14 protein-coding genes are annotated in these 25,591 nt (G+C 43.0%); 7 read left to right on the forward strand and 7 right to left on the reverse strand.

Translation table 11 applies throughout. From position 1 onward, the window contains the following. Nucleotides 1–640 precede the first annotated feature (640 nt). The gene (locus ABIC84_RS06595; RefSeq protein WP_429263063.1) at nucleotides 641–1,495 is read right to left on the reverse strand and encodes a helix-turn-helix transcriptional regulator; all 855 of its coding nucleotides are present in this window, start codon (nucleotides 1,493–1,495) and stop codon (nucleotides 641–643) included. A gap of 720 nt (nucleotides 1,496–2,215) precedes the next feature. On the opposite strand from ABIC84_RS06595, the gene ABIC84_RS06600 reads away from it, so the two are divergent. The 7 genes from ABIC84_RS06600 (at nucleotide 2,216) to ABIC84_RS06630 (ending at nucleotide 14,688) form a co-directional block, all read left to right on the forward strand. Continuing rightward, the gene (locus ABIC84_RS06600) at nucleotides 2,216–2,797 is read left to right on the forward strand and encodes an RNA polymerase sigma factor (protein ID WP_426589634.1); all 582 of its coding nucleotides are present in this window, start codon (nucleotides 2,216–2,218) and stop codon (nucleotides 2,795–2,797) included. A 140-nt stretch (nucleotides 2,798–2,937) separates the two neighbouring features. Continuing rightward, on the forward strand, nucleotides 2,938–3,930 hold the full coding sequence (locus tag ABIC84_RS06605) for a FecR domain-containing protein (RefSeq protein WP_429263064.1): 993 nt from the start codon (nucleotides 2,938–2,940) through the stop codon (nucleotides 3,928–3,930). A 165-nt stretch (nucleotides 3,931–4,095) separates the two neighbouring features. Then, nucleotides 4,096–6,813 (forward strand): TonB-dependent receptor domain-containing protein, encoded by a 2,718-nt coding sequence (locus ABIC84_RS06610; protein WP_429263065.1) that lies wholly within the window; start codon nucleotides 4,096–4,098, stop codon nucleotides 6,811–6,813. A 1,070-nt stretch (nucleotides 6,814–7,883) separates the two neighbouring features. After that, nucleotides 7,884–8,459 (forward strand): RNA polymerase sigma-70 factor, encoded by a 576-nt coding sequence (locus ABIC84_RS06615; RefSeq protein ID WP_429263066.1) that lies wholly within the window; start codon nucleotides 7,884–7,886, stop codon nucleotides 8,457–8,459. 90 nt (nucleotides 8,460–8,549) lie between these two features. Continuing rightward, the gene (locus ABIC84_RS06620; protein WP_429263067.1) at nucleotides 8,550–9,632 is read left to right on the forward strand and encodes a FecR family protein; all 1,083 of its coding nucleotides are present in this window, start codon (nucleotides 8,550–8,552) and stop codon (nucleotides 9,630–9,632) included. A gap of 204 nt (nucleotides 9,633–9,836) precedes the next feature. Further along, complete coding sequence (locus ABIC84_RS06625; protein ID WP_429263068.1) at nucleotides 9,837–13,121, forward strand: SusC/RagA family TonB-linked outer membrane protein; 3,285 nt, start codon at nucleotides 9,837–9,839, stop codon at nucleotides 13,119–13,121. Nucleotides 13,122–13,137: 16 nt separating this feature from the next. Continuing rightward, nucleotides 13,138–14,688: a RagB/SusD family nutrient uptake outer membrane protein gene (locus tag ABIC84_RS06630; RefSeq protein ID WP_429263069.1), complete on the forward strand. Its 1,551-nt coding sequence runs from the start codon at nucleotides 13,138–13,140 to the stop codon at nucleotides 14,686–14,688. A gap of 417 nt (nucleotides 14,689–15,105) precedes the next feature. On the opposite strand, the gene ABIC84_RS06635 is transcribed toward ABIC84_RS06630, so the two are convergent. From ABIC84_RS06635 to ABIC84_RS06660, 6 genes are all read right to left on the reverse strand, one after another. Then, complete coding sequence (locus tag ABIC84_RS06635; protein ID WP_429263070.1) at nucleotides 15,106–16,689, reverse strand: arylsulfatase; 1,584 nt, start codon at nucleotides 16,687–16,689, stop codon at nucleotides 15,106–15,108. A 44-nt stretch (nucleotides 16,690–16,733) separates the two neighbouring features. Further along, a complete protein-coding gene (locus ABIC84_RS06640) occupies nucleotides 16,734–18,614 on the reverse strand; it encodes an arylsulfatase (RefSeq protein WP_429263071.1) in 1,881 nt (626 codons plus the stop codon). A 93-nt stretch (nucleotides 18,615–18,707) separates the two neighbouring features. Then, nucleotides 18,708–20,540, reverse strand: a complete 1,833-nt coding sequence (locus ABIC84_RS06645; RefSeq protein WP_429263072.1) for an arylsulfatase — start codon at nucleotides 20,538–20,540, stop codon at nucleotides 18,708–18,710. A gap of 89 nt (nucleotides 20,541–20,629) precedes the next feature. Beyond that, nucleotides 20,630–22,186 carry a RagB/SusD family nutrient uptake outer membrane protein gene (locus ABIC84_RS06650; RefSeq protein WP_429263073.1) on the reverse strand — a complete coding sequence of 519 codons (1,557 nt, stop codon included), beginning with the start codon at nucleotides 22,184–22,186 and terminating at the stop codon, nucleotides 20,630–20,632. 24 nt (nucleotides 22,187–22,210) lie between these two features. Next, on the reverse strand, nucleotides 22,211–25,300 hold the full coding sequence (locus tag ABIC84_RS06655; protein WP_429263074.1) for a SusC/RagA family TonB-linked outer membrane protein: 3,090 nt from the start codon (nucleotides 25,298–25,300) through the stop codon (nucleotides 22,211–22,213). Next, a complete protein-coding gene (locus ABIC84_RS06660; protein WP_429263075.1) occupies nucleotides 25,297–25,473 on the reverse strand; it encodes a hypothetical protein in 177 nt (58 codons plus the stop codon). The genes ABIC84_RS06655 and ABIC84_RS06660 overlap by 4 nt, the downstream gene beginning before the upstream one ends. Nucleotides 25,474–25,591 lie beyond the last annotated feature (118 nt).

The following is a 25,591-nucleotide window of genomic DNA, read 5'->3' on the forward strand; positions in this document are numbered from 1 at the left end:
ACAAAATGCCGTCTCTTTAAGCGGCAGATGCTCTGTTTATTTTCCTATGGTGTAATGGTAGCACGTCAGATTCTGGCTCTGAAGATTGAGGTTCGAGCCCTTGTAGGAAAACTTATTTTGAAAGCCCTTAGCTTATTGCTAAGGGCTTTTTTTTGCATTTTGTAGCCTTTATTAAAGACTTTATAAAGAAAATATGCCCATTATTGAAGCTAAAAAGCTTTGCCATTTTTGACGAATTTATCGAAAATGTTTTACCATTGTTTTACCTTATTTTATGGCAACGGTAAAAGAAGTGGTACTCAAAGAAAACAGCGAGATGGTGGGGCATGGAATTTAGTTATGGTTCATTGAACTTTGCAATTATAAAGCTAATATTTATCATCAACTGGATCGGGCATAAAAGAAATATTAAGATCATCAATAAGCCGCCGTCATTTCGGCCGCGCAAAAATCATCGTACTTTTGCTGATAATAAAAGCGGCGGAGCGGGGCTCCCTCATTTAATAACGCAAAGTATCTCAGAGATAACATCATACAACGACGACACCTTTGTTGCCATCTTTTTAAAGAATTTTTCCATACCCAAAATTGCAGCTTGGCGTACGCCGAAATTTTGCTGTGAGGCTCTATTTGTTTGTTATTACGCCACCTCCTCAATGCGCGCATTTTTGGGTGATGTGCCAAATTTTTCTTTGTATATTTTAGAGAAATGAGAAATGTTTTCGAACCCGCTTGTATAAGCAATGGTCGATACCGGGTCGCAGGAATTTTTGAGCTGGTATTCTGCATATTCCAGCCTGCGGTTTATTTGCCATTTTACCGGAGTGGTGTTAAAACGTTGGGAAAACTCCTTTTTGAAAGCGCTTACACTTCTGCCGGTGAGCTTCGCCATATCTTTTAAAGACAACTGCCTGTTAAAATTCGCTTCCATAAAATAAGCGAGGTCTACCTTTTTTTCCTCAACCAAGTATTTCAGAAACGCTACAATTTTTTTTGATTGATCATTCGCCAGGATCTGTAAAAGTATTTGATGGGCCACAAACTTTACTATACACCTGGAGTAATCCTGCTGGTGCGAAATATGCTGAATGGCCTGCGTTATATTTGCATTTATAAATTCAGTGGTTTTAAATACAAACGGAGGCAGATCTGCTATAAATCGTTCCTGCTTAAAATCCGGCACGTGACTTTCCAGAAAATAATCTACAAACTCATTTTCCATGAAAATAAGCAGGCTGGTATAATCATCAGACGGAAATATCTGATAATTACCGCGCCTCCTGAATTGTATATCGCCTGAATTGAGTTGTTGCACGCAGCCGGCGTACCGCACATCAATAGAGCCTGTTAAAACAAGTTCGAGGCAATGCATGGTTTGCAGTGCGTCGTCACAACTGTACGGCCGTTTCTTATCGACCAGCACGCCATACATTTCGGATTGACGTAACCGGATGTGTGTATGGTGATTTAATAAATCTTTGGGAAGTTGGATCATCGTAATAGTACTAAGCCACTCTAAGTTACAGTTTGCAACCCGCTATTTGTAATTTTTAAAGAATTGTAACAAAGCAATGATAATAGGTAGATAATTGGTCTCCCCCCTTGCGCTTATTAGTGTTTTCACAAACAAGATGGGTTTACAAAAACACTCCTTTACCCATAAGCCAAAGGCAGGTACTTCTCAGAACATCACCGTGCTTTCGGTGACGACACCTACTGCGGCGGGAGTGGTCACAAGTGGCTCAACCTCGTACACATCAACATCCGGATGTCATTTTCAAACACGGGGTCCCGCGTGAGAATTAAAGAAAGAAGATACAATTGGGGTACTATCAGTAAAAGAAATCTCAACTGATTTGTCATGTTCGGCAAAAGGGCTAATGCGCATTGCCAGAGAAACCCCAGATGCGTTGGTCTAAGTATCAGATACTACATCATTTAAAATGAGCTTTTATCTGATTTTAGTTCTTTATAATATCCTAAATATTAGAATATCAAAGCATTAACACTAAGAAAACCTCCAATGAAAAATTAAAGACAGATGCAAAATTGGATAAATATTCCCCGATAAAAAACAAGATCATATCCAATATAAATATAACCAAATTTAAAAGGATGTCGTAATTGAATATCAGGACTCAAATCTGTTTGTTTAAAATGCAACTAATTATGTAAGCGTATGTCTTTTATTAGTAGCACCTCAGGTTAACAAGCAATGGCAAAATATTTAGTCTTAACAGATCTGCAACTGATCGATCATTTAAAAAAAGATGATGAAAACGCCTTTTCCGAAATTTACAGTAGGTATGCAGATTCGTTAGCAGATTTTGCAACCTCCAAATTGTTTGACGTGGAGGATGCCAGAGATATTATTCATGATGTTTTTGTTAAGCTTTGGCAGCAAAGGGCCCAATTAAAAATTGACCGGGATTTAAAAGCTTACCTCTTCAAGCTAACCCGCGACCGGATAGTGGATAAAGTTAGAAAGAATATTACACGCCGGGAGTATGCGGCTATGCTGGACTCGCTGGCGGTTGGTTACGAAGTCACGATTGAGCAAAAAATAGCTGCAAAAGAAATAGCCAAAAGTATTGAAACATCGCTTGATGAATTATCACCCCGGGTAAAAGAAATCTATTTATTAAGCCGCGAAGAAAATTTAAGTATAATAGAAATAGCTGACAAATTGCAGCTTTCTGAACAAACTGTAAAAAATCAGCTTTCCACTGCGTTAAAACATTTACGAGCTTCACTGGCAATGGTTGCTACCGTTGCATTATTATTATGGCTATCCTAACCCGGCATCTCAGGCAATTACACGCCCCTTGTTTCAGCGTGTCTTCCTTATAGTTAAACTAAATTCACATCTAAAAAAATATTTCATTTCTCTATAGTACCAAAAGGCATCTCATACGGCTACTGTGAAATGGATAACAAATGAGCCGTCATGAAACAGCAGCCTTACTGGATCGTTACCTTAAGGGCGAAACCACAAACGAAGAAAATGAGTTGGTGAAACGTTGGCTGGAAGAGAATGGTAATGCCAACTCCCGATGGCAGGATTTAGATCGTTCAGTAAAAGACCAATGGCTTTCGAGTGTTTTCAGCGAAATTAAAAATACAATTCACGAAACGGAAATTAAAGTAGTGTCGCTTCCGCAAAGAAAGCGTCGGTTATGGCGAGGTGTGGCAGCTGTTGCAGCAGTGTTGCTGATCTCTTTTGCATTATACCTGGAAAGGCCATTATTGCAAAGCCGTCTGCATCCTGTTGAGCTTACAGCTCTTAAGGCACCTGTTAATCAGAAAAGGGTGATAACTCTTACTGATGGCAGCCGGGTGTGGTTAAATATTGGCTCAGAGTTAAAATATCCTAAGACATTCAATGGTAAAACAAGGGAAGTTTATCTTTCAGGTGAAGCTTATTTCGATGTCAGCCATGACACGGCTAAACCTTTTATTATTCATACCGGAACCTTGCTAACCACTGTGCTGGGTACAGCATTTAATATCAATGAGGACAAAAACAAACATACTATTCAGGTAACTGTCACCCGCGGGAAAGTCAGCGTTGCTAATGGCAATAAATTGTTAGGTGTAATTATCCCTAACCAGCAGATCAGCTTTAATACGTTAAAAGAGGAAGTTGTACAAGCTACTGTTAACTCAAACGCGATAGTTGCCTGGCAGCAAAGTGATTTGCATTTTGACGATATGAGCTTTGGTGATGCTATTGCACAGTTGCAAAAACACTTCAATGTGAAGATCAGTTTCGCCAATGCAAAATTGAAAGACTGCCGTTTTACAGGCACGTCCTTAAGTGATGAAGACTTGGATAAAATACTAAAAGTAATGTGCGTTTTTAACAATGCCTTTTATCAGACCAAACCAGACGGCAGCATCGTGATAGATGGGCCAGGGTGTAACAACTAAAAATAAAGAAAATAAAAAATGAACAATAGTTAAGCCCGGCTAAATGCTTTCGTCCTCCAGGCAGGACAATAAGCAAAATAACCTATAAACCGACCGTCATCGGCTTACAGGCGTCCCGGAAAACCGGGGTTTTAAATAATTGCGTCACTTAAAACATTTAAAAGTATGGATTTTTCTGCAAAAATGCGGAAGCCGGGAGGCGTATGTGCAGGTCTCAACGGTGTAATAAAATTAAACCAGTCATTTATTTTTCAGTTAATGCGCCTAAGCCTTGTCACTACCTTTTTTATATCAACCACTTTCCAGTTATTACTGGCTACTACTACTAAGGGTCAAAATATGCACTTGGACATGGTTACTATTGGCCTGCAGGATGAAAGTCTGGCCAGTGGTCTCAAAAAGATCGAGCAACAAACCTCGCTTCGCTTTTATTACCGCAAGGCGGAAATTAAAGCAATTGTCGGCCTTAACCTCGCTTTGGGGAACAGAACAATAGAACAAACCTTGCAGCAACTATTACAAAATACTTTTCTTTCGTTCCGGCAGGTCGAAGGTAATATATTAATCGAACGTGATGCTGAGCAAGCCAACTATGAGATTAAAGGCCGAGTAGTGGATGTAAATCATAAATCAATAGCTTTTGCAAACGTGATCATAAAGCAGGTCGCTACCGATAAAATAATCCAATCTGCACAAACCGATACAGGGGGGCGTTTCAGGCTCTCAGCAACAGAAAAAGGAGACTATCTGATCGGGATCTCGGAAGTAAGTAAGGACAGTTTGTTTCTTGCCCTAACTTTAGGAGACATGAAAACGGTTCAATTACCGGATGTCATACTAAATACATCAATCAAACACCTCAAACAAGTAACCATAACCAGCAAAACCCCTATGCTTGAACGAAAGGTTGACCGGCTAATATTTAACCTGAACAACACCATATCAGCGAGTGGCTCCTCCCTTTTTGACGCTCTGCGGGTGGCGCCCCTTTTAACAGTGTCAGAGAATGGCAGCATTTCTATGGTTGGTAAAGGTAGTATGATGGTTATGGTAAATGAAAAAATAATCTATCTCACCGGAGCCGACCTTGCCAATTACCTGAAGACGCTTCGGGCCGAAAATGTCGAAAAAATTGAGATTATCACCACGCCGCCTGCAAAATATGAGGCACAGGGAAATGCCGGCCTGATCAATATTGTTTTAAAGAAAAACGAATCGTTAGGTTGGCGTGGGTCGGTTGGTTCCACCTATTATCAAAACACCTACCCGTCCTTTAATAACAATATGGCTCTTTTTTTCCGGTCAAAAAAAGTGAGCAGTTCTTTTACATTTAACCAATCACATTATCGCTTTATAATTAAAGAATCGACAGATATAACCGGGCAGCCGAGCCAAATCCTCAGCGATGAGCGTCGTTTAGGAAGATCGCCAGGTTTGCAATCTGGGCTAAGTATAGATTACGAGCTGAACAAACACAATAACATCGGCCTTATTTATAATATTTCAGACTATAAATCGAATACCACCTTTAGTAACAACTATAGCTTTGTTACCGGCAAGGATATCGATTCTGTTTTAAACACTACAGGAAAAATTTCAAGGCCAGTATTTACACAAACCTTCAATTTATATCACGATTTAAAGCTTGATTCGGCCGGAAAGAAATTGAGTAGCTCTGTCAACTTTTTCACGAATAAGCCTGAAATGAGAAATAATTTTGTTTCTGAATCTGAAAACACCTATGCTTCAGTTCAAAATAATAATTTGTCAAAATACCGTATCTGGTCTATTCAATCAGATTTAACGTTGCCTTATAAATGGGCTAAAATAGAAACAGGTGCTAAGTTTGCTACCTATAATAACAGTGCCAGCATAGCATATTATAATTATATCCTCGATAACCTCGTGTTGGACAAAACGCGCAGTAATGATTTCGACTATACTGAAAATAACCTGGCCGCGTATTACAGTATGGAAGCTGAGCTATCGAAAAAATGGACAGCCAAAGCAGGGTTGCGTTATGAGTATACCCTGATGGATGGTTATTCGCCTACTTTAAATCAGCGTAATAAACGTGATTACGGTGCTTTATTCCCTACGGCTTACATTGTTTATAAGGCTGATAAAAACAATGTTTTTTCTTTAAATTATTCAAAGAGGATCAACCGTCCGAGTCTTAATTCCCTCAATCCATTTGCCTATTATACAAATATTTATACTTATTTTACCGGCAACCCATCGCTCTTGCCATCCTATAGTAACAATTTTGAGTTTAACTACCTCTATAAAGGCATGTTTTCTTTTACTGTCTATACACAACATACCAGTGATATGATCTCGCACCTCATAACCGTTAATGGCCCGGAGGTTCATACAAGCACAGAAAACTTTTTGTCGCAGGATAATCTGGGGGCTTATGCATCCTTTAACCGGTCATTATTTAAATGGTGGGACAACAGCATCTCCGCCTCTTTTTCCTATGCATCGCCAAAATCTAAAATAACAGCTATTAGCACTCCGAACGGAATTTCCGGCTCATTTAGTTTCAATAATACTTTCAAAACAAGTAACTTGCTAAGTTTTTATCTGAATTACAACCAAAATCTTCCATCAACGTATGGCAATATTTATACCTATAGTCAGCGTAGTTTTAGAATAGGGGCTACATTAAAGTTGTTGAATAACAATGTGATCATCAGCCCGGGTTATTTTTTGGGTAACACAACGAAATATGAATACCGTTATAGTGGATTTATACAAACAGACAAAACAGACTATAATTATAACACCTTTAGCCTTGGCCTTACCTATTTATTCGGAAGATCAAAGGTTTCCGGAAACAACAAGAACATATCTTTTGATGAGAAAAGAAGAGCTCAATAGTGAATATTCCGGAGGCGTTGACCAATTCATTCGGTAAATGAGTTTAGAGCAATCCGTTACACTTGACCATGGTATCTTCCTGAATTGGATAGCAAAATTTTATTTTATTAACAACCTATGTTGCTCTAATAAGCACGGAAAAGCGTGGTCAAGTGTGCCGGAAGATCCACACAAGGTGATGTTGGTCTTCCGTATAATGCAAGAACGTAATTAATCACAAACTTCCATATCATATAGCAATTAACTTTCAGCCACAATACTTGTAACATTTTTCATTTTCAGATTGGTAATAAGTTATAAAATAGCTTATTGTTGTATTTTGTGCGAGCGTAATAAAAACAAAAATAACCCGGACAACAAATCGTTTACTGTTTTAATGCCCACTTTTAGCTCATACGTTAAGTTAGCATACTACCCCATTTTCAACGCTTGGGCAAAAAAAAGCGCGAGGGGGAAATGGAAAAGCCTCGCCCTTTTGCTGTAAAAGAAATATAATGTAGCTGCTTTCAAGTACAGACACCATGCTTTGGCCGTGTTATGAGAAATGTCACATTCATTTGCTAAAGCGCTAAAGTTAACATTGCCCTGCACGCTCCGCACACAAACTAAGAATGTCCGAAAAAGTTTCAAATCCCTGATATTCATTAATTCCGTTAAACCTTTTTCTATATAGGTTTGAATGTAATTTGCATAAAAACAACAGGTCAATACCCCTGTCGAAATAGCAGGGTAGAAGCCATTAATCCTGGTTTGGGTATAGGAATCGCAACAACAATGTATACATCAATTGGGAAACCGGCAACTATCATTTTCGAGGGTATTTTACAGCTCCCTTGCATGTTTGCCAAATATAATTGGTGCGAATCTCTTGATTAACAGCAAGTCGATTTACTTATCTGGTATGGCTACTTCAAAGCCTCGTTAAATCTTCCTGAAATTTTTGAGTATAAAAATCCTATCCTCCTGTCTTACTTAATAATCACAGGTCAGACTCTGCCAAAACCAACGCTATAACCCATTATAATAATACGCATCAGTTGGGAATTACCCCGGGATGTTAGGATATCAGTATGAACGAAGCCACTATTCAGGACTTGTTACAAAAAATAGCTTTTGAAGATGATCAGCAGGCTTTCAAGGTGCTGTATTTTCAATACTATAAAAGGCTGTATAATCTGGCCTCTTTCTACGTGCGATCTGCCGAGGCTACAGAAGAAGTAGTGAATGATACCTTTATTTCGATCTGGTCACGGAGAAAACTTTTGGCAGACATTACTGACTTCACTTCTTATATCTACAAAGCGGTAAAAAACAAATCGCTGAATTTCCTGAAACAAAGAAACTTCCCGATACATTTTAACATCGACGACGTTAAGGCAGAAATTGAAGATGTTACCCTGAATATTGAGGACCAAATGATCGTGGCAGACTTTCAGCTTTTAATAGAGCATGCAGTTAATAGCCTGCCTCCGCAGTGTAAGCTGGTATTTAAGATGATCAAAGAAGATGGTCTTCCGCACAAGGAAGTTGCCGAGCTTCTTAATTTATCCGTAAGGACTATCGAATATCATATGAGTATTGCTTTGAAAAAATTGTCGGAAAGCCTCAACTACCAAAAGAACACACCCCTGGTTTCCTCCAAATAAGGAAGCTCTCATTTTATTTCATTAGAAAATATTTTCCTTCCTTCCCCGTGCCGGGCAATTTTTGATTGTCTATAAAATTAGAGAACACTTATGGTCAACAATACCTGGATACTTATTTACAAAAAGCTGAATAATACGGCAACTCCGGAGGAACTGAAAGAGATAGACCAGATCCTGAAGGAAGATGGCGGGTCACAATACCCTATAGCCATGCTGGAGCATCTTTGGCGATTATATCCGATATCAAAAGGATGTGATAATGAGCCAAAGGAAGAACGATGGGCGCAATTACAAGCTCAGTTAAATAATAGGCCTGATGCTTATGTTGAAGATGAATACCGAGCCGAAACGATCCAATCGATGCATCGCGGAAGGCTCAACTACATATTGATAGCAGCAGCGGCTGTCATTTTATTTTGTAGCAGCATAGCATTGATCTATTTCAGGTCAACCGACAAAAAAAACGGGATCTGTGAGATTAAGGTACCAATGGGGGGAATTACAAATATACAATTACCCGATGGCAGTACGGTTATCCTGAATGCGGGCAGCAAGCTTGCCTATAAAAACACATTTGATGCCAGGCACCGGGAGATAACCTTATCAGGCGAAGCCTTTTTCGATATCGTTAAAGACCCGGCACACCCGTTCATAATAACAACGCCAACAATAAAAATCAGGGTTCTGGGTACCCGGTTTAATATCAGATCTTATCCGGGTGATAACACTTCCGAAGCAGCTTTAATACGCGGTGTTATTGAGCTTACTGTACTGAAAAATCCTGACCGACAAATTATTTTAAAGCCTTCGGAAAAACTGACAGTATTCAATCAACCGGTAGAAACATCGGCATCACGGTATAGGTCAACCGATACCACGTCAAAAGCGATAGTTGAGCTCAGTGAAATCCACCCGGGCAAAAGGGATTCTTTACCCGCAGAAGCCGGATGGATCAAAAATAAAGTAGCTTTTGACACCATGGAATTTGAGGAGGTAGCAAAAATGATGGAGCGGAAATACAGCACCACCATCATTTTTAAAAAGGAAGAATTGAGAAGGTTAATCCTAACTGGAAAATTTGAAAATATAACGCTTGACAAGGCGTTGCAGCAACTTAAGCTAACAAGCAATTTCAATTATCAAATTATAAATAACCAGGTATTCATTTATTAAATTTCAAACATGCGTATGATCAAATAACAGACCAACAATAAAAAAGAACGGGAAATGCTTCCAACATTCCCCGTCAAATGGTACAATAACTACCAGTCCGTCTTAATAAACCAATTAGTTAAATACCCTTGATACTAAATTATGAAAAAAAATCAAGGCCGCATATGTTATTTGCGGCACGAACGACTTTTGAACGTTCTTCTCATGACAAAATTTATACTTTTCCTGATCATTGTCTCGACACTGCAGTCCTATTCAAAGGGTTTCGGGCAGACCGCGATCAATCTTAACCTGAAGAATGTAAGCTTGAAGACTGCATTCCGGGAGATCGAAAAAAAATCTGACTATCACTTTCTTTATAACGATGAAACGATCAGGCACATTGACAAGCTTAAATCTGTCGAGGTAAGTAACGCATCCATCCATGCCGTGATGGACCTGCTGATCAGTGACACCGCCATTAAATACCAGCTTAGCGAAGATAATACCGTTATCATTTATTCAAAAGGCGAGCAATTGAATGCTCTTGTGGTGAAAGGTAAAGTAACAGATGATAATGGCCAGCCCCTACCGGGCGTTTCTGTTCGGCTAAAAGGTACCTCTGCCGGTACACAAACAGATTTGAACGGCAATTATTCCTTAAACGTTCCGAACGGCAACGTCTACCTGGTATTCAGTTATACCGGCTTTGAGCCCCAGGAGATCAATGTTGAGAGCCGTACTGCCATCGACATAAAGCTGAAAGCCAAAGATAATTCGCTTAGCGAAGTTGTGGTAGTTGGCTATGGTGTTCAGCGCAAATCTGACCTGACCGGCGCTGTAACCAGCATAAAGGGCGCCGACCTAACTAAAATCGGGGGCAGTAACGCGGCAGAGGCGCTACAGGGAAAAACGCCGGGTGTGCAGATCCTGAGCCAGGGTGGTCCCGGAGCCGCACCTACAGTGTTGATACGCGGGCTCGGCACAAACGGCGACCCTACCCCGTTATACGTTGTTGACGGTATGATGGTGACCAATATCAGCTTCCTCGCACCGAATGATATCGCGTCCATGGAAATTTTAAAAGATGCTTCCGCCACCGCAATATATGGATCGCGGGGAGCAAACGGAGTCATCCTCGTGACAACTAAAAAAGGAAAGCCAGGCAAACCGGTCATCAATTTTTTAACAAGCCAGGGGTTCCAGTTCCTGACACGTAAATTTCACGTCGCCAACGGCCAGGAATACGCTCAATTGGTCAATCTGTTTAAAACCAATGCAGGTTTAGCACCGGTTTATGATAATATCAGCCAGATAGGCGCCGGAACTGACTGGACCAAAGAAGTAACTCAAAACGGAATCGTCAGCGATTATCAACTTTCTGTTGGGGGAGGAAGCGAAAATGTTAATTATAATATCAGTGCCAGTTACCATAATGAAGATGGCGTATTAAAATACACCAACTATAACCGTTTAACTCTGCGCGCCGATAATGAATATAAAATCAGCAAAAAATTAACCTTCGGGCATAACCTATCGCTGGCCAGCAGTCATTATAACGGCGATGGCGGTTCCAATACAGGCAGGGGTATTAATTCAATAACCCGTATATCACCCTTGATCCCCGTTTACAAAAGCAACGGTTCATTTTCATCAGGTCAGGATGTGGATATCGTTAACCCATTTGCTGAGCTTTACCTTCATAAAGATGTTCAAAACCATCCGCTGCAATTTGTTGGCAACGGGTATCTGAACTATGAATTGTTTAAAGGCCTTACATTCCGGAGCAGCTATGGAATTGATTATACTTTGAATAATATCAACAGGTATACACCGCCATACAACCTGGGGGCAAATCAAAGCAGTTTAACCAGTATTGAAAACGGATATACTACGGTTTCAACCTGGCTATGGGAAAATACGCTGGCTTACGACAAACAGCTTGGCGCATCTCACCATCTGAACCTCCTGGCCGGTTATACCGCGCAGAATACTGATTATAGAGGAGTAGACGTAACAGGAAGCGGCCCGTTAACTACAACCGATCCCAATTATCGCTATATCCAGGTTTACCCGATATCAAACATCAATTCACTTGGTGCATTGCCTTCCAGCGAATCTATTCTTTCTTATCTTTTCCGGGCTAATTACAGCTACAAGGACAGGTACTTGTTAACCGCTTCGTTCCGTGGCGATGGTTCCTCAAAATTCGCCGAAGGGCATCGCTGGGGATATTTTCCGTCAGTAGCCCTCGGATGGCGGGCCTCCGAAGAGAAGTTCCTGAAGAACGTTTCGTGGATAAGCAATCTGAAAGTACGCGGGAGCTGGGGCCGGATCGGCAGCAACAAAATCGCCAATTACCAAACTTTCAACCTGCTTAACCAGGAAACAACTTATGATGGTGTATTTAATGGCGTTTTCTATCCTATGGCAACAATCGTAGCCGCATCAAACCCTAATATCACCTGGGAGGTTTCACAACAAACTGATGCCGGTATTGAATTTGGCACACTAAAAAACCGATTACGCTTTGAAGGCGACTATTATCGCAGGGACACTAAAAACCTGTTATTGATATTGCCTGTCCCGGGTGGCTCTACAGGTACTGCCCCTGCATATTCAAATGCGGGAACTGTGCGGAACAGCGGTGTGGAACTGGCGGTAAGCTGGAATGATCGCATCGGGGGTTTTGGATATGGCGTAAAAGTAACCGGAACGGCCAATAAGAACAGAATCCTGGACTTTAAGGGCCTCACTTCGTATACATCAGATTTCCAGGTGCCATCTACCCACGTGTCAAAAGCAGGTGCCCCTATTGGTGACTTTTATGGTTATCAATCTCTCGGCATTGTGCAAAGCCAGGCGCAGATTGACCAGCTAAATGCAGCAGCTGCAGCAAAATCAGGCAATCCAACAAAGCAATACTGGTCGGGATTAAAGCCGGGTGACCTGCTGTTCAAAGACATAAACGGCGACGGGTTCGTTGATGCTAATGACAAAACAGATATCGGTTCGCCCTATGCAAAATTTGTGGGAGGGTTAACGCTTTCTGCAGATTACAAAGGTTTTGACCTAACCATTGATATGATGGGCAGTTTCGGCGGTAAGATCTACAATGACACCAGGAACCAGTTTGTAAGCTCCGGGCTATCCAACCTGAATGTTGAGTGGCTGGATTCCTGGACCCCTACCCATACCAATACCACCATTCCGCGCTATGCCGTTAACACGTCAACAACGCAATCATCTGATTTCAATATTTTTGACGGCACTTATATCAAAGCACGGTTCATCGAACTGGCATATACTTTCAATAAGCAGCTATTGAAAAGAGTTGGAATTTCGGCACTTCGCGTGTATGTCAACACCACCAATCCTTTTTACATAACCAAGTACAAAGGCTTCTCTCCTGAAGTATCAAATGCTTACGGGGTTTCAACTATAGGCGATGATTTCCGGACATATCCCGTTTCGGGCACTGCCAGATTGGGTATAAACTTAACTTTTTAAATAAGAAATAACAGTTATGAAAAATATTATAAAATTCATTGTTGTTTTAGAGCTTTTTGCGACATGTTCCTGCAAAAAAAGTTTTCTTGATAAAGAGCCGCTTGGGGTGCTTTCGAGCGCAACCTTTTCGGCTGATACAACAACACTTGGCTTGGCGGTAAACCGCCTTTATGGCTCCATAGCCTGGAGGGAATTCCGTATCGGGCAGCACCAGTACTCAACGAAGGAGATGTGCGGGGATGACTTTATTGTGGGCGGTAATGCTGACTTTAAAGTGTTCCAGGATTACAGCTACCTCACAGATAATTACATGATAGAGCGCTACTGGGGACGGGCCTTTGAAAATATCCATTATTGTAACGTAGTAATTGACCGTACATCGACTTTGAAAGCCTCCTATTCGGCACAATTATTTGAAGCCCAGGCCAAATATTTCAGAGCTTATTACAACTTCGATCTAACGAATGTGTTCGGCGATGCACCGCTGCGGGACCATGACCCGGTATCAACTGCTGAATATAATATCCCTAAAAGTTCGCATGCGGATATTATTAAACTCGTGATATCAGACCTGAAATATGCTATAGATCACCTACCAACAAGGAGCCAATGGGGAACGGCCAACCTCGGCCGCGTGACCAAAGGTACGGCACAGGGACTGTTATCAAAGGTTTATCTTTATGAGCAGGATTATGCTAACGCGAAGTTATACGCCGAAGCAGTTATCAACGGCGGCGAATCCAGTCTTTACAGCAATTACCGCAACCTGTTTAGCCCGGATCAATTGTATTCTACTGAAAATATGATGCCCGGTGGATTTATTTACAACACATCCCTTCCTGCCGGGCGCCAATACGGACCTTACCTTCAATACCAGGGGCTTCCCTCGCTGGGTTCAAATGGTGATATCTTCCCCTCACCTAACCTGGTTAGCAGTTATGAAAAAGGTGACCCGAGAATGAGCGCAACTATTTTTACGAAAACAGACATCATTCCCGGCTTTAACAACAACCAGCCGGTGGCATTCCCGGCATCAACTAATTATGCCAATAAAAAAGTGATCTGGCCATATTCATACTGGAACGGCGGTAACTTTAACTTTCAGAGTGTGAACCCAATGTATCTGAGGTATGCTGACATCATTTTGATAGCCGCCGAAGCCAACAATGAGTTGGGGAATATATCTGATGCGTTGAAATACCTGGAAATGATCCGTTTCAGAGCCCGTGGTAATAAAACATTCGCGGCATCAGTTGCAGCAGGCGAAAATGATGGAGCGGGTATCCTTCCACAAATTATAACTACGGATAAAACAGCATTGCGGTTAGCCATCTGGCATGAACGCCGGATAGAGCTGGCCCTTGAATTCAATCGCTGGTACGACCTGGTTAGATATAACAAAGTAGCCGGCCCCAACGGCAGTTCGGGCACCGGCTACACAGAAAACCTGCTAAAAACTGTTTACGGGAGAACTAATTTTAATTATGCCAAATTCAGTCATTTTCCGCTTCCGCAGACCTTTGTTACATCGTCAAATGGCGTACTCAAACAAAACAGTGCCTGGTAATTGCTCCTTACTTTTTTCGTTGTTCAAGCTCGCATGAACTGCAGACCGTAAATAAGCAACAAATAAGCCAGCGTATATCGGAACTAATAAATAGTTCGACTAAAGGCAAGCTTAGCATTTAGTATTGCCTCAATTAATTTAGTCAGCTTTTGAATTAAAATAATTAGGTGTTCAATAAATCCAACATGTTGAATTTATTGAACACCTCTTACAAAGGAAAATGGCTCAATTATGCGTCTTTTTCACTCTACTTTTTCTTCTCATATTTCTTAAAATCCGCCCTACGACCATCAGGAATCCACAAACTAATTAGACTCTTCCTAATATCAAAACATTAATTCCATAGTAAAATATTAGTAAAACAAAAAACTTATATCAATTAACGTGAGATAGTCACTATTTAATCTGACAGTTGAGTTACAAACTCTTTATCGTTTCCCAGTCAACCACGCCAACTTTATTTGCCCAGGCCAGATATTCCTTTTCCAGTTTAATAACCTTTGCGCGATATTTCATAGCCAGATCCTTCGTTTCAGATCGGTCTGCTTCCAGATCATATAACTCCCATGGTTGCTTCGGTTCGGCTACGAGCTTCCATCGGCCTTTTCTTATGGCCCTGCTACCTTCGTGCTCCCAAAACAAAGTTTCATTACCTCCGGCAGCTTTGCCTTTAAAAACATTAAGCAAACTGGTACCTGCCAATGTTGTAAGGCGCCTGTTTTTAAACAGAGCCGGATAAGTTACCCCGGCCAGTTCCAAACAGGTAGGCATCAGATCGATCAAGTGGCCAGTACTGCTGTTGGTAATCCCAGCTTTGATATATCCCGGATACCAGGCAATCAACGGAGTGGCTATGCCACCTTCGTGTGTGTTGCGTTTAAACAACTTAAATGGTGTATTGCTCAGGTTTGCCCAGGGAATCTCATAGCTGTCAATTGAATTTACGGAGCCGGGGGGGCCGTTCTTTTGTATTACTGTTGCCAGGCTTTTAACCTCATCGGCGCTGCCTCCATTGTCTGATGCAAAAAGGACAATGGTATTTTTGTCTTTTCCCAGTTGCTTCAATTTGGTCATGATCTCACCTATGCAGGCATCCATGCGGTAAACCATGGCGGCATAAATAGCCATCCGGTTATCCCATTTATCTTTTTCATCGGGAGATAATGAATCCCATGCAGGGGCACGTTTATCCCTTGCTGATAGCTGCCATTGTTTTTTGATGATACCTGTTGCCAGCTGTTTTTCATAACGCTGTTTCCGTAATACATCCCATCCTTTAAGATATTGACCTTTAAACTTTGCAATATCCTGCGGCAGTGCCTGGATAGGCCAGTGCGGAGCATTGTAAGCTACGTACATAAAAAATGGCTTCTGCTGGTCTTTGATCTCATTCAATGATTTAATTGCAAAATCAGTGATGGCTTGTGTCAAATATTTTGAAGTATCGCTGCGCGAGATCTCTTTATCATTCAGCATAAAAGTGATCTTGCTGCCATCATTATACAGCGGTGCCGAGTTGAAATAACTGCTCCCGTTATTCAGCATGGTAAATGATTTATTAAACCCGCGGTTGTAAGCCAAAGCAGATTGTTGCAGTCCCACATGCCATTTCCCAGATACAATAGTATTATAACCAGCCTCATCTTTAAGCAATTCGGCAATGGTGGCGCTATGGTCATTCAGGTATCCCTGATATGCCGGCGAACCTTTATATTTTACCATATCACCAACACCCGCCTGATGCGGATACAAACCGGTAAGCAATGCCGCACGTGACGGACAGCACCTGCCCGCGTTATAAAATTGTGTCATTTTTAAACCTTCCCGGGCAAGCCTGTCAATATTAGGCGTGCTGATCTCCGAACCAAAGCAGCCTATATCAGAAAAGCCCATATCGTCGGCCAAAATGACAACGATATTGGGCTTTTGCTTAGGGGCCTGCCCAAATACAGGCCCCGTGCAAAATATAGCTACCAGTAGGTAGCCAATGTATTTACTCATGTTCCGATTTTATTTATTATTGGCAATTTTCAGGTTTTTCATGGTCAATTATTGTTTTCGAGTTTGTGGATCCGTTTATTGTTGATATCATCACGATCAATAAAAGGATAGATGTGATTCTTTTTGGCTTCCGCGTCAAACAGATCTTTCAGTTCCTTTAGCTTTTCAGGATATTTTTTGGCGAGGTCAACGCGCTCGTTAAAATCCTCATTCAGGTTATAAAGCTTCCAAACATCCTTATCGTAATTACGCTCGGGGATGGTTTTCTCTTTCGGAAAGTTTAGCAGGTCCACATTATCCGGGCGGTGCGCAGCCTCGGCCTTCCAGCCATCTTTGTAGATAGAGCGGGAAGTGAAAATGTAGTAATACTGCTGTGTATGCAATGTTTTCGCCTGTGCGTTATTGAATGAGTTAAAGAATGACTTGCCCTGCAATGTATCCTGCTTAATGCCCTTAACGTACTCCGGCAGTTTTAAACCGGCAGCTTCAATAGTGGTCGGGAATACATCAGATACATGGCTGTATTGCGTACGGATACCGCCTTTTTCTGTGATTAGTTTCGGGTAATAAACAATAAGCGGGTTATGGGTCCCCCCTTCAGCGTCAGCGTCAGATTTCCAGTATTTGAACGGTGTGTTTGCTGCCTGTGCCCAGCCTAAAGGATAGTTGGTTGAAGCCTCTGGCGTACCAATGGTTTCGTAATCGCTTTCGTTCTTTTTGATATAATCGACCTCAGGTGTGGTTGCAGCCGAGTTTTTAGGATTGATAACGCCGTGTACAGTTCCTTCTTTACTTGCACCGTTATCCCCTATCATCACAAAAACCAAGGTATTATCAAACTGCCCGGAAGCTTTCAGATAGTTAATCACGCGGCCAACCTGGTGGTCTATATAAGTCAAATAGCCTGCATAAACTTCCATGAACCGGGCATACAATTTCTTCTGATCAGCAGGCAGGCTGTTCCAGGCCTGGATCCGCTCGTTACGCTCGGGGAGTTTAGCATAAGCCGGGATATAGCCGGCCTTTTTCTGATTGTCAAAAACCTTTTGGCGATAAACATCCCATCCCTCGTCAAACTTACCTTTATACAGGTCGCTCCATTCATGGCTCACCTGGTGCGGGGCGTGGGTAGCGCCGGGGGCATAGTATAAAAAGAAAGGCTGATCAGGTGCAGCTTTATGAGCGGCATCGATATATGCAATGGCTTTATCAGTGATTTGCTCGTTCAGGTTACGGCCATCAGGTTTGATGTGAAAATTATCCTCTACCAAATGCGGCGGGTTATATTGATCGGTAGCCGATTCCAGGAAACCGAAGTGATGGTCAAAACCTTTACCGGTAGGCCAGCGGTCAAACGGACCAACCGCTGTAGTATCCTCATCAGGCGTTACCCCCCATTTACCTACAGCGAAAGTGCTGTAGCCATTAGAGCGAAGCGCCTCGGCAATGGTGCCTTTATCTGGCGGGATGCGGCCGTCATAACCCGGGAAACCCGCAGCTGTAGAAGCATGGGCAAAGTTACCCATGTGTACATAATGATGGTTACGCCCGGTAAGCAGCGACGACCGTGTTGGTGCGCAAATGCCTGCCGTATGGAAGTTAACATAGCGTAAGCCGTTGTTGGCCAGCGTATTAAAATTGGGCGTACTGATGAGCCCGCCAAAGGTTCCTGACGCGCCGAAGCCTACGTCATCAAGCAAAATCCAAACGATGTTTGGCGCACCTTTTGGTGCTTTGAGTGGTTTATTCCACCACTCTTTTGATTCGGCAAGCGTTTTGCCTTCCACGCCCTTGTAATTAGCGGGATCAATTGGCGCTATGTTGGCCGGTATTACCTTTACTTGCGGCAGTTGCGCAAAAACAGGTGCGCTGAAGGCAACGGCCATTGCCGACATGGCGACAATACGTTGATAAACGGATTTCATAATTGTAAATGGTTATATAAGTTTTTTAATTAATCCAATCAAGCTATTAGCTTTGGGCTTTCTGCCTTCCGTTTTTAGCTTTCATGTTATTAGTTACTTTTTATAGTTTTTGTGGATACGCTGGTGGTAAACATCATACCAGTCGATAAATGGATACAGGTTATTTTTTTGAGCCTGTGCTTCAAATACAGCTTTCAATTCTCTTAACTTTTCAGGATATTTTTTGGCGAGGTCAACCCGTTCGTTGAAATCCTCATTCAGGTTGTATAACTCCCAGGTATCCTCATCAAAGCTTTTATCGGGCACGTTTTGACCAACTTTAAAATCGCCCAATTCCACGTTATCCGGGTGGTGTGCAGCTTCAGCTTTCCAGCCATCGCTATAAATCGATCTCGACCCAAAAATGTAGTAATGCTGCAACACATGTTTTGATTTTGCTTCGGGATGATCAAATGAATACACCAAAGAAGTGCCCTGCAAAGTATCCTGCTTAATACCGCGGATGTATTCAGGTAATTTAATGCCGGTATATTCAAGCGTGGTAGGTAGTACGTCAATCACATGACCATACTGGGTGCGAATCCCTTTTTCTTTAATGCCTTTTGGATAATAAACTATCAGCGGGTTACGGGTACCACCTTCAGAGTTAGCATCCTGTTTCCAGTATTTAAATGGCGTATTGGCTGCCTGCGCCCAGCCCAGTGGGTAGTTGGTGCTTGCCTGCGGTGTACCGATATCGTCAATGTCTTCAATGTTAGTTTTCAGATAAGCATCTTCGGCAATCAGTTTAGCCGAGTTCTTTTTAGGGTTGATAACACCATGAACCGTCCCCTCTTTACTGGCTCCATTATCGCCAATGATCACAAATACCAGCGTATTATCCAGCTGACCGCTTTGTTTCAGGTGATTGATGAGCCTGCCGACCTCATGATCGGTATAGGTCAAATATCCGGCATAAACTTCCATGAAACGGGCGTACAGTTTTTTCTCGGCATCAGGTAATGATTTCCAGGCCGGGATGCGTGAGTTACGCTCAGGCAATTTAGCGTAGGCCGGGATAATGCCCAATTTCTTTTGCCTTGCGATGACCTTCTCCCTGAAATCGTCCCAGCCACTGTCAAACTGGCCTTTGTACAGATCGCTCCACTCCTTCGCAACCTGGTGAGGCGAATGCGTTGCACCCGGCGCGTAATACAAAAAGAAGGGTTTCTCAGGAGCTACCTTATGCTGGCGTGTAAGGTAGAAGATGGCTTGATCAGTAATCTGATCAGTAAGGTGACGGCCGTCGGGAGTTACATGAGCGTTGTCTTCAACCAAATCAGGTTTATACTGGTCGGTAGCCGATCCCAAAAATCCGAAGAAATGATCAAAGCCTTTACCTGTAGGCCAGCGGTCAAACGGGCCTGCATCCGTAGCATCCTCGTCGGGTGTTAAACCATATTTGCCAACCGCGAAAGTGTTGTAGCCATTTTCGCGCAAGATCTCCGCTATAGTCCCCTTATCAGATGGAATGCGGCCATCATAACCCGGAAAACCCGCCGATAAGGTTACATGCGAAAAACCACCTTCATGAACATAATGATGGTTACGTCCGGTTAACAAAGCCGATCGCGTTGGCGCGCAGATCCCTGCTGTATGAAAATTAGTATAACGCAGGCCATTATTGGCCAACGTATCAAAATTAGGGGTTTTAATGATGCCGCCAAAGGTACTTGTAGCGCCGAAGCCCACATCATCTAAGATGATCCATAATACGTTTGGCGCACCGGTGGGCGCTTTATGAGGCTCAGGCCACCACTCCTTCGAATCATCAAGCGTTTTGCCCACCGTGCCGCCAAATACCGACGTTTGTCCGTTTTGTGCTTTGGCTGTAAATGCTGCAAGCAAGCCAAGCGAAAGGAACAATGTTATTTTTCTTGTTTTCATTGATAAAAAGTTTATTCGGCATAGCTGGAGCGAAACTTTACGCCCCAGCGGCCGTTTTCTTTGATTAGTATGTATAATGATAATTGAGATTACTGCCAGCCGGGGTTTTGCGTAAGCTTACCATTGCTGTTATCAATTTCCTGCTGTGGTATCGGGAACAAGTAAAATTTGCCTGCCGCACCTTTGCTCACATTGGTTTTACCTACTTTCAGCAGACTTGCCTCCAGTATGCCGTTGCCCGAAGCATCCCGCTCGCGGATCAGATCAAACCAACGCTGGTATTCAAATACAAATTCCAGTCTGCGCTCTAAATAAACCGCGTTACGGAATGAAGCCTGATCAAGCCCGGCAAGGTCATCCAGCCCGGCACGTTTTCTCACCCTGTTGATAGAAGCATATGCTTTGGCAGTTGGCCCGTTTAATTCATTTTCTGCTTCGGCATGGATCAGCAACACATCCGAAAAGCGGATGATAGATACATTGGCGCCCGACTCGGCTTCGTTAGATGCCACGCCCGGATCATAATATTTATTAAAGAATGGGATAGAGTCGTTGGGAATAGTAGCGTCATTCAGCTTACCATACCACAGATTAGTTGCAGGACTTTGAAAGCGCGTTACAAAACTCACCCGCTTGCGCTTGTCATTGGCCGGATACAGCTTATAAATGCTGAAAAACTTATCTACGCCGCCGGGTTTGGTAGCATCAGGCACCGGATAAAACACCACCTGATCGGCATAGCTGCCCACTATACCCGGGATACCGTTCAATATTGATCGCGGAGCCTGGTTGTTGCCCTGTCCCTGTGAGTTTGATTTAAACTGCGCCGAAAAAATATGCTCCTTTCCGTTTTTGGTCGCAGGCAAAAACACATCGGCATAGTTCGCAAACAGGTCATAGCCGTATGGGCCATTAATTACAGCTTCGGCCTGCGCCACAGCCTTATCCCATTTACGTTCGGTAAGGTAAACCTTAGCAAGTAATGAATAAGCAGCGCCTGCTGTAGCCCTGCCTACATCCGGACCGGTATAGTTATTTGGCAAATCGGCGCCGGCATTGATTAAATCGGTTTCTATTTGTGCATACACCGTAGCCGCCGCTGTACGCGGCAACTGCAGGTCAGCCAGGTTTATTGACGTTTGGTCATGTAGTACCAAAGGTACGTCACCATAAAGCCTCACCAGGTTAAAGTAATATAGTGCCCTTAAAAACTTAGCCTCGGCAACAAGCCTTTTATTTAGCGTTGCATCAAATTTGATATCTGGGATAGTATCAATAGCGATATTAGCTTTTTTAATAGCCGCGTAATGCTGCTGCCAGATCTGCAGGATGCGCAATCCTGATGCAGAATGGCCCAATACCGACTGTGAACGAACATCTGCGTTGGTAGCACCTGGGCCCGGGCCTTCATCATCGCCCATAAAATTCATACCTGTGTTAAAAAGGGTATTGTATGGTGTTTGCACCGCGTTTGCACCAGCATTAAGCAGAGAGTAAGCCGCAGTGACTGCAGCTACGGCATCGGCCTGGGTTTTATAAAACTGGCTTGCGGGAATGAACGACCGAGGGTCTTCCTTAAGTTTGGCGCATGAAACAGCGGCAAGAGCAACCAGTATAATGAGGTATTTAATATTTTTCGTCTTCATATCTAAAAAATCAAGGTTTAGCCGTTACAGGGTAAGCCCTATGCCAACTATTACAGATTTATTGTTCGGGTAAGCACCGTTATCAACTCCCGAGGTAATGGCCGATTGCTCGTTGCTGCTCACTTCAGGGTCATAACCGGTGTATTTGGTCCAGGTTGCCAGGTTTTGGGCACTCAGGTAGATCCTGACTTTCTTGATAGGCGACCTGGAAAGTACCGACTGCGGAAAAGTGTAGCCAAACCCAAGGCTTTTCAACCGCAAATACGATCCGTTTTCAACAAATCTATCAGATATAGTTGCCGCCGGATCCTGATATGCACTGTGCACATCGGTATTGGTGTTAGTTGCTGTCCAGCGGTTTAACAAGGTTGTGGTGGCATTGGTATAACCTGTTCCTAATTCCAAAACACCTCTTTGCTGGTTGTAGATTTTGTTTCCGTATGATCCCTGTAAAAACACACTCAGATCAAAACCTTTGTAAGCGAACGTATTTGTAATGCCTCCTGTAAACTTAGGTTGCGCATTGCCAAGGATCACCCTGTCGCCTGCTTGTGTTATTTTACCATCGCCATTAATATCCTGGTAGTTTTGTGCACCTGGCGAAGTATTGGCCGCCGGGGTGAGTACTGGTCCGCCGGCCTGGATGAGGCCATTGGTTTTGTAACCGATAAATGAACCTATAGGTTCGCCAACTTTAATGATGGATGGCAGCGATGAATCTGGGATGAACTGGTTAACGCCGTTACCGCCAAGGCTCAGCACTTTATTACGGTTAAGTGCAAATACCAGGTTGGTGTTCCATACAAAACTGCCAACAATATTGCGCGAGTTAATACCCAATTCAAAACCTTTATTTTGAACCGAACCCACGTTTTCATATTGCTGCGGGTTGGTGATAGCTGTATTGGTGATAATGGTTAAACCGCTTGTTGCCGGTAAGGGCAGGTACAGTAACAGATTGGTGGTTTTCTTGTAATACACATCGGCTGTCACTGTAACCCTGTCTTTAAATAAGCCCAGGTCGAAGCCAAAATCATATTGACTGGTTTTTTCCCAGGTTAGGTTGGGATTGTATAAACTATTAGGTGCGAAACCGGCAACGGTTGAATTACCAAAATTGTAGCGATAGTAACCTAACTGCGAGTACGACTGGTAAGCAGGGATATCGCTGTTACCGGTTTGGCCGGCACTTAACCTCAGTTTTAACTGGCTGATGGCTGTTACATTTTTCAGGAAATCTTCGCTCGATGCATTCCAGGCTACAGCAGCCGACGGGAATGACGCCCATTGATGCCCCGGCGCAAACTTCGACGAACCATCGGCACGCAGGGTTAAGGTTAGCAGGTATTTACTGTTAAAACCATAATTGATCCTGCCCAGATAAGATTTTAAAGCCCATGTATTTGACGATGATGATGGTGCGATTGCAAAACCACTGCCCGATACCGAAGTAACACTACCGGAACCAAGGTTATTAAAGGTGTCATAATCGCTCACAAAGCCCGATGAGCCTGTAATAGCTCCTTCGGCTTTAAACTGTTGCTGGGTAAAACCTGCCAATACATTTAATGAATGTTTACCAATTTTTTTGTTGTAGGTAAGCGTATTTTCGTTTAGCCAGTTAAATGAGTTTAGCGTACCAACCTCGCCAAGGCCTGAATAGCCCGAGCCTTCATAAACAGTAGAAGGCAGGTAGCGGTTTTGCTTATTGTCGATGATATCGACACCGGCCAATACTCTTGCGGTAAGGTTTTCGGTGATCTTATAATCACCTGCGATATTGCCTAAAATGCGGCTTGTGGTAGTTGTATTGGTTTGGTTATATAGCGTATTGATCGGGTTTCCGTAGGTGCCCTCAAATACGTTTTTGATAAAGAATGAACCATCGCTATTGTAAACCGGGGTGGTTGGCGTCATTAACAAAATGGCAGGAACAACACCCTGGGGTGCAATTTGCGCGGTGGTGCGGCTACCGGTAATGAATGAAGAGATCTTGAACTTATCGTTATAATCGTGCTCTACATTTACCCTGCCTGCGTAACGCTCAAAGTTGGTATTTTGCAAGATCCCGTCCTGTTTAAAGTAATTGCCGGAAAAGGCAAGTCTTGTACGCTCGGTACCTGAAAATATCGAAAGGCTATGATTTTGTGAAGTCCCCTTACGGAAAGCGGCGGCCTGCCAGTCGGTATTAGCGTTATATGGGTTAAGCTGCGCCTCAGTTTGGGCGGTTTTACCGGTATTTACCAAAGCATCGTTACGTAAAGCTTCCCATTGCGGGGTGTTAAGCAGCGACAAGGTTTTAATTACCTCCTGTTTGCCATAGCTGCCATCATAATTGATAGATGATACGCCGGCTTTTCCCTTTTTAGTCGTGATGATAATTACACCATTGGCGCCGCGTGTACCATAAATAGCCGTGGCCGAAGCGTCTTTCAAAACCTCGATGCTTTCAATGTCCGATGTATTGATAGATGCCAGCGGATTGATCTTTGGGCCATTGGTTACACCTGCATCGGTAAGTGAGTTGCTGTTTGAAGTAGGGAAACCATCAATGATATACAGCGGCTCAGCAACGGCATTGATAGAGTTTACACCGCGGACCTGTACAGTTACGCCCGCTCCCGGCTGCCCGGTGGCCTGTGTAACCTGGATCCCCGAAACGGAGCCCTGCAAGGCCCTGTCGAGCGAAGGGACCGGCTGTTTTAAAGCAAGCGCGGGCACGGATGCAACCGAACCGGTAATATCCTTACGTTTTTGGGAGCCGTAACCCACTACAACCACCTGGTTTAGTTGAGTTTGGGCGTCTTTAAGTTTAATTTCAACCGGGCTGCCATCGGCGATGAACTCCTTCTTTTCGTAACCTGTAAAGGTGATGATGAGCTTGTATGGAAACTTCTGCCCGGTTATAAAGCTGAACTTACCTTCAATATCGGTTGAAACTATGTGCGTGGTACCCTGGATCTTAACTACAGCGCCGGGCAATGGTTCTCGGGTTGTACTATCAATTACACGACCAACCAAATGTGAGTTGATGGTTGGCTGGGTTTGCTGCGCGATGGTTAACAGCGGAAAAGCGATCAACAACAGAAATGGGATTAATAGTAGTTTTTTCATGTCGACAGGTTTTTAGAAGATGAAAAACCGGACAACTGATCAGTAACCGTATTAAACGGCTTGTATAATTGCTGCGGATGAAAAGCATCCTCAATTATTTGCAGCGTAAAAGCAGCTGTATGCAATGGGAAAGGTAACGCGTAGCCAACCCCTGCAATTGCAATATTTTGCATAGATTTGAATAATTAAAATGACACCATTGAAACAGGCTCAACGCCAATCGATCCCTGTTTCGTTGTTTTAATGACTGAGGGAAAGGCTTTGCTTTTCCCTTATTTGAAGAATGTAATT

Origin of the sequence: Mucilaginibacter sp. 3215 (assembly GCF_050433785.1) — a bacterium.
Classification (GTDB): Bacteria; Bacteroidota; Bacteroidia; order Sphingobacteriales; family Sphingobacteriaceae; genus Mucilaginibacter.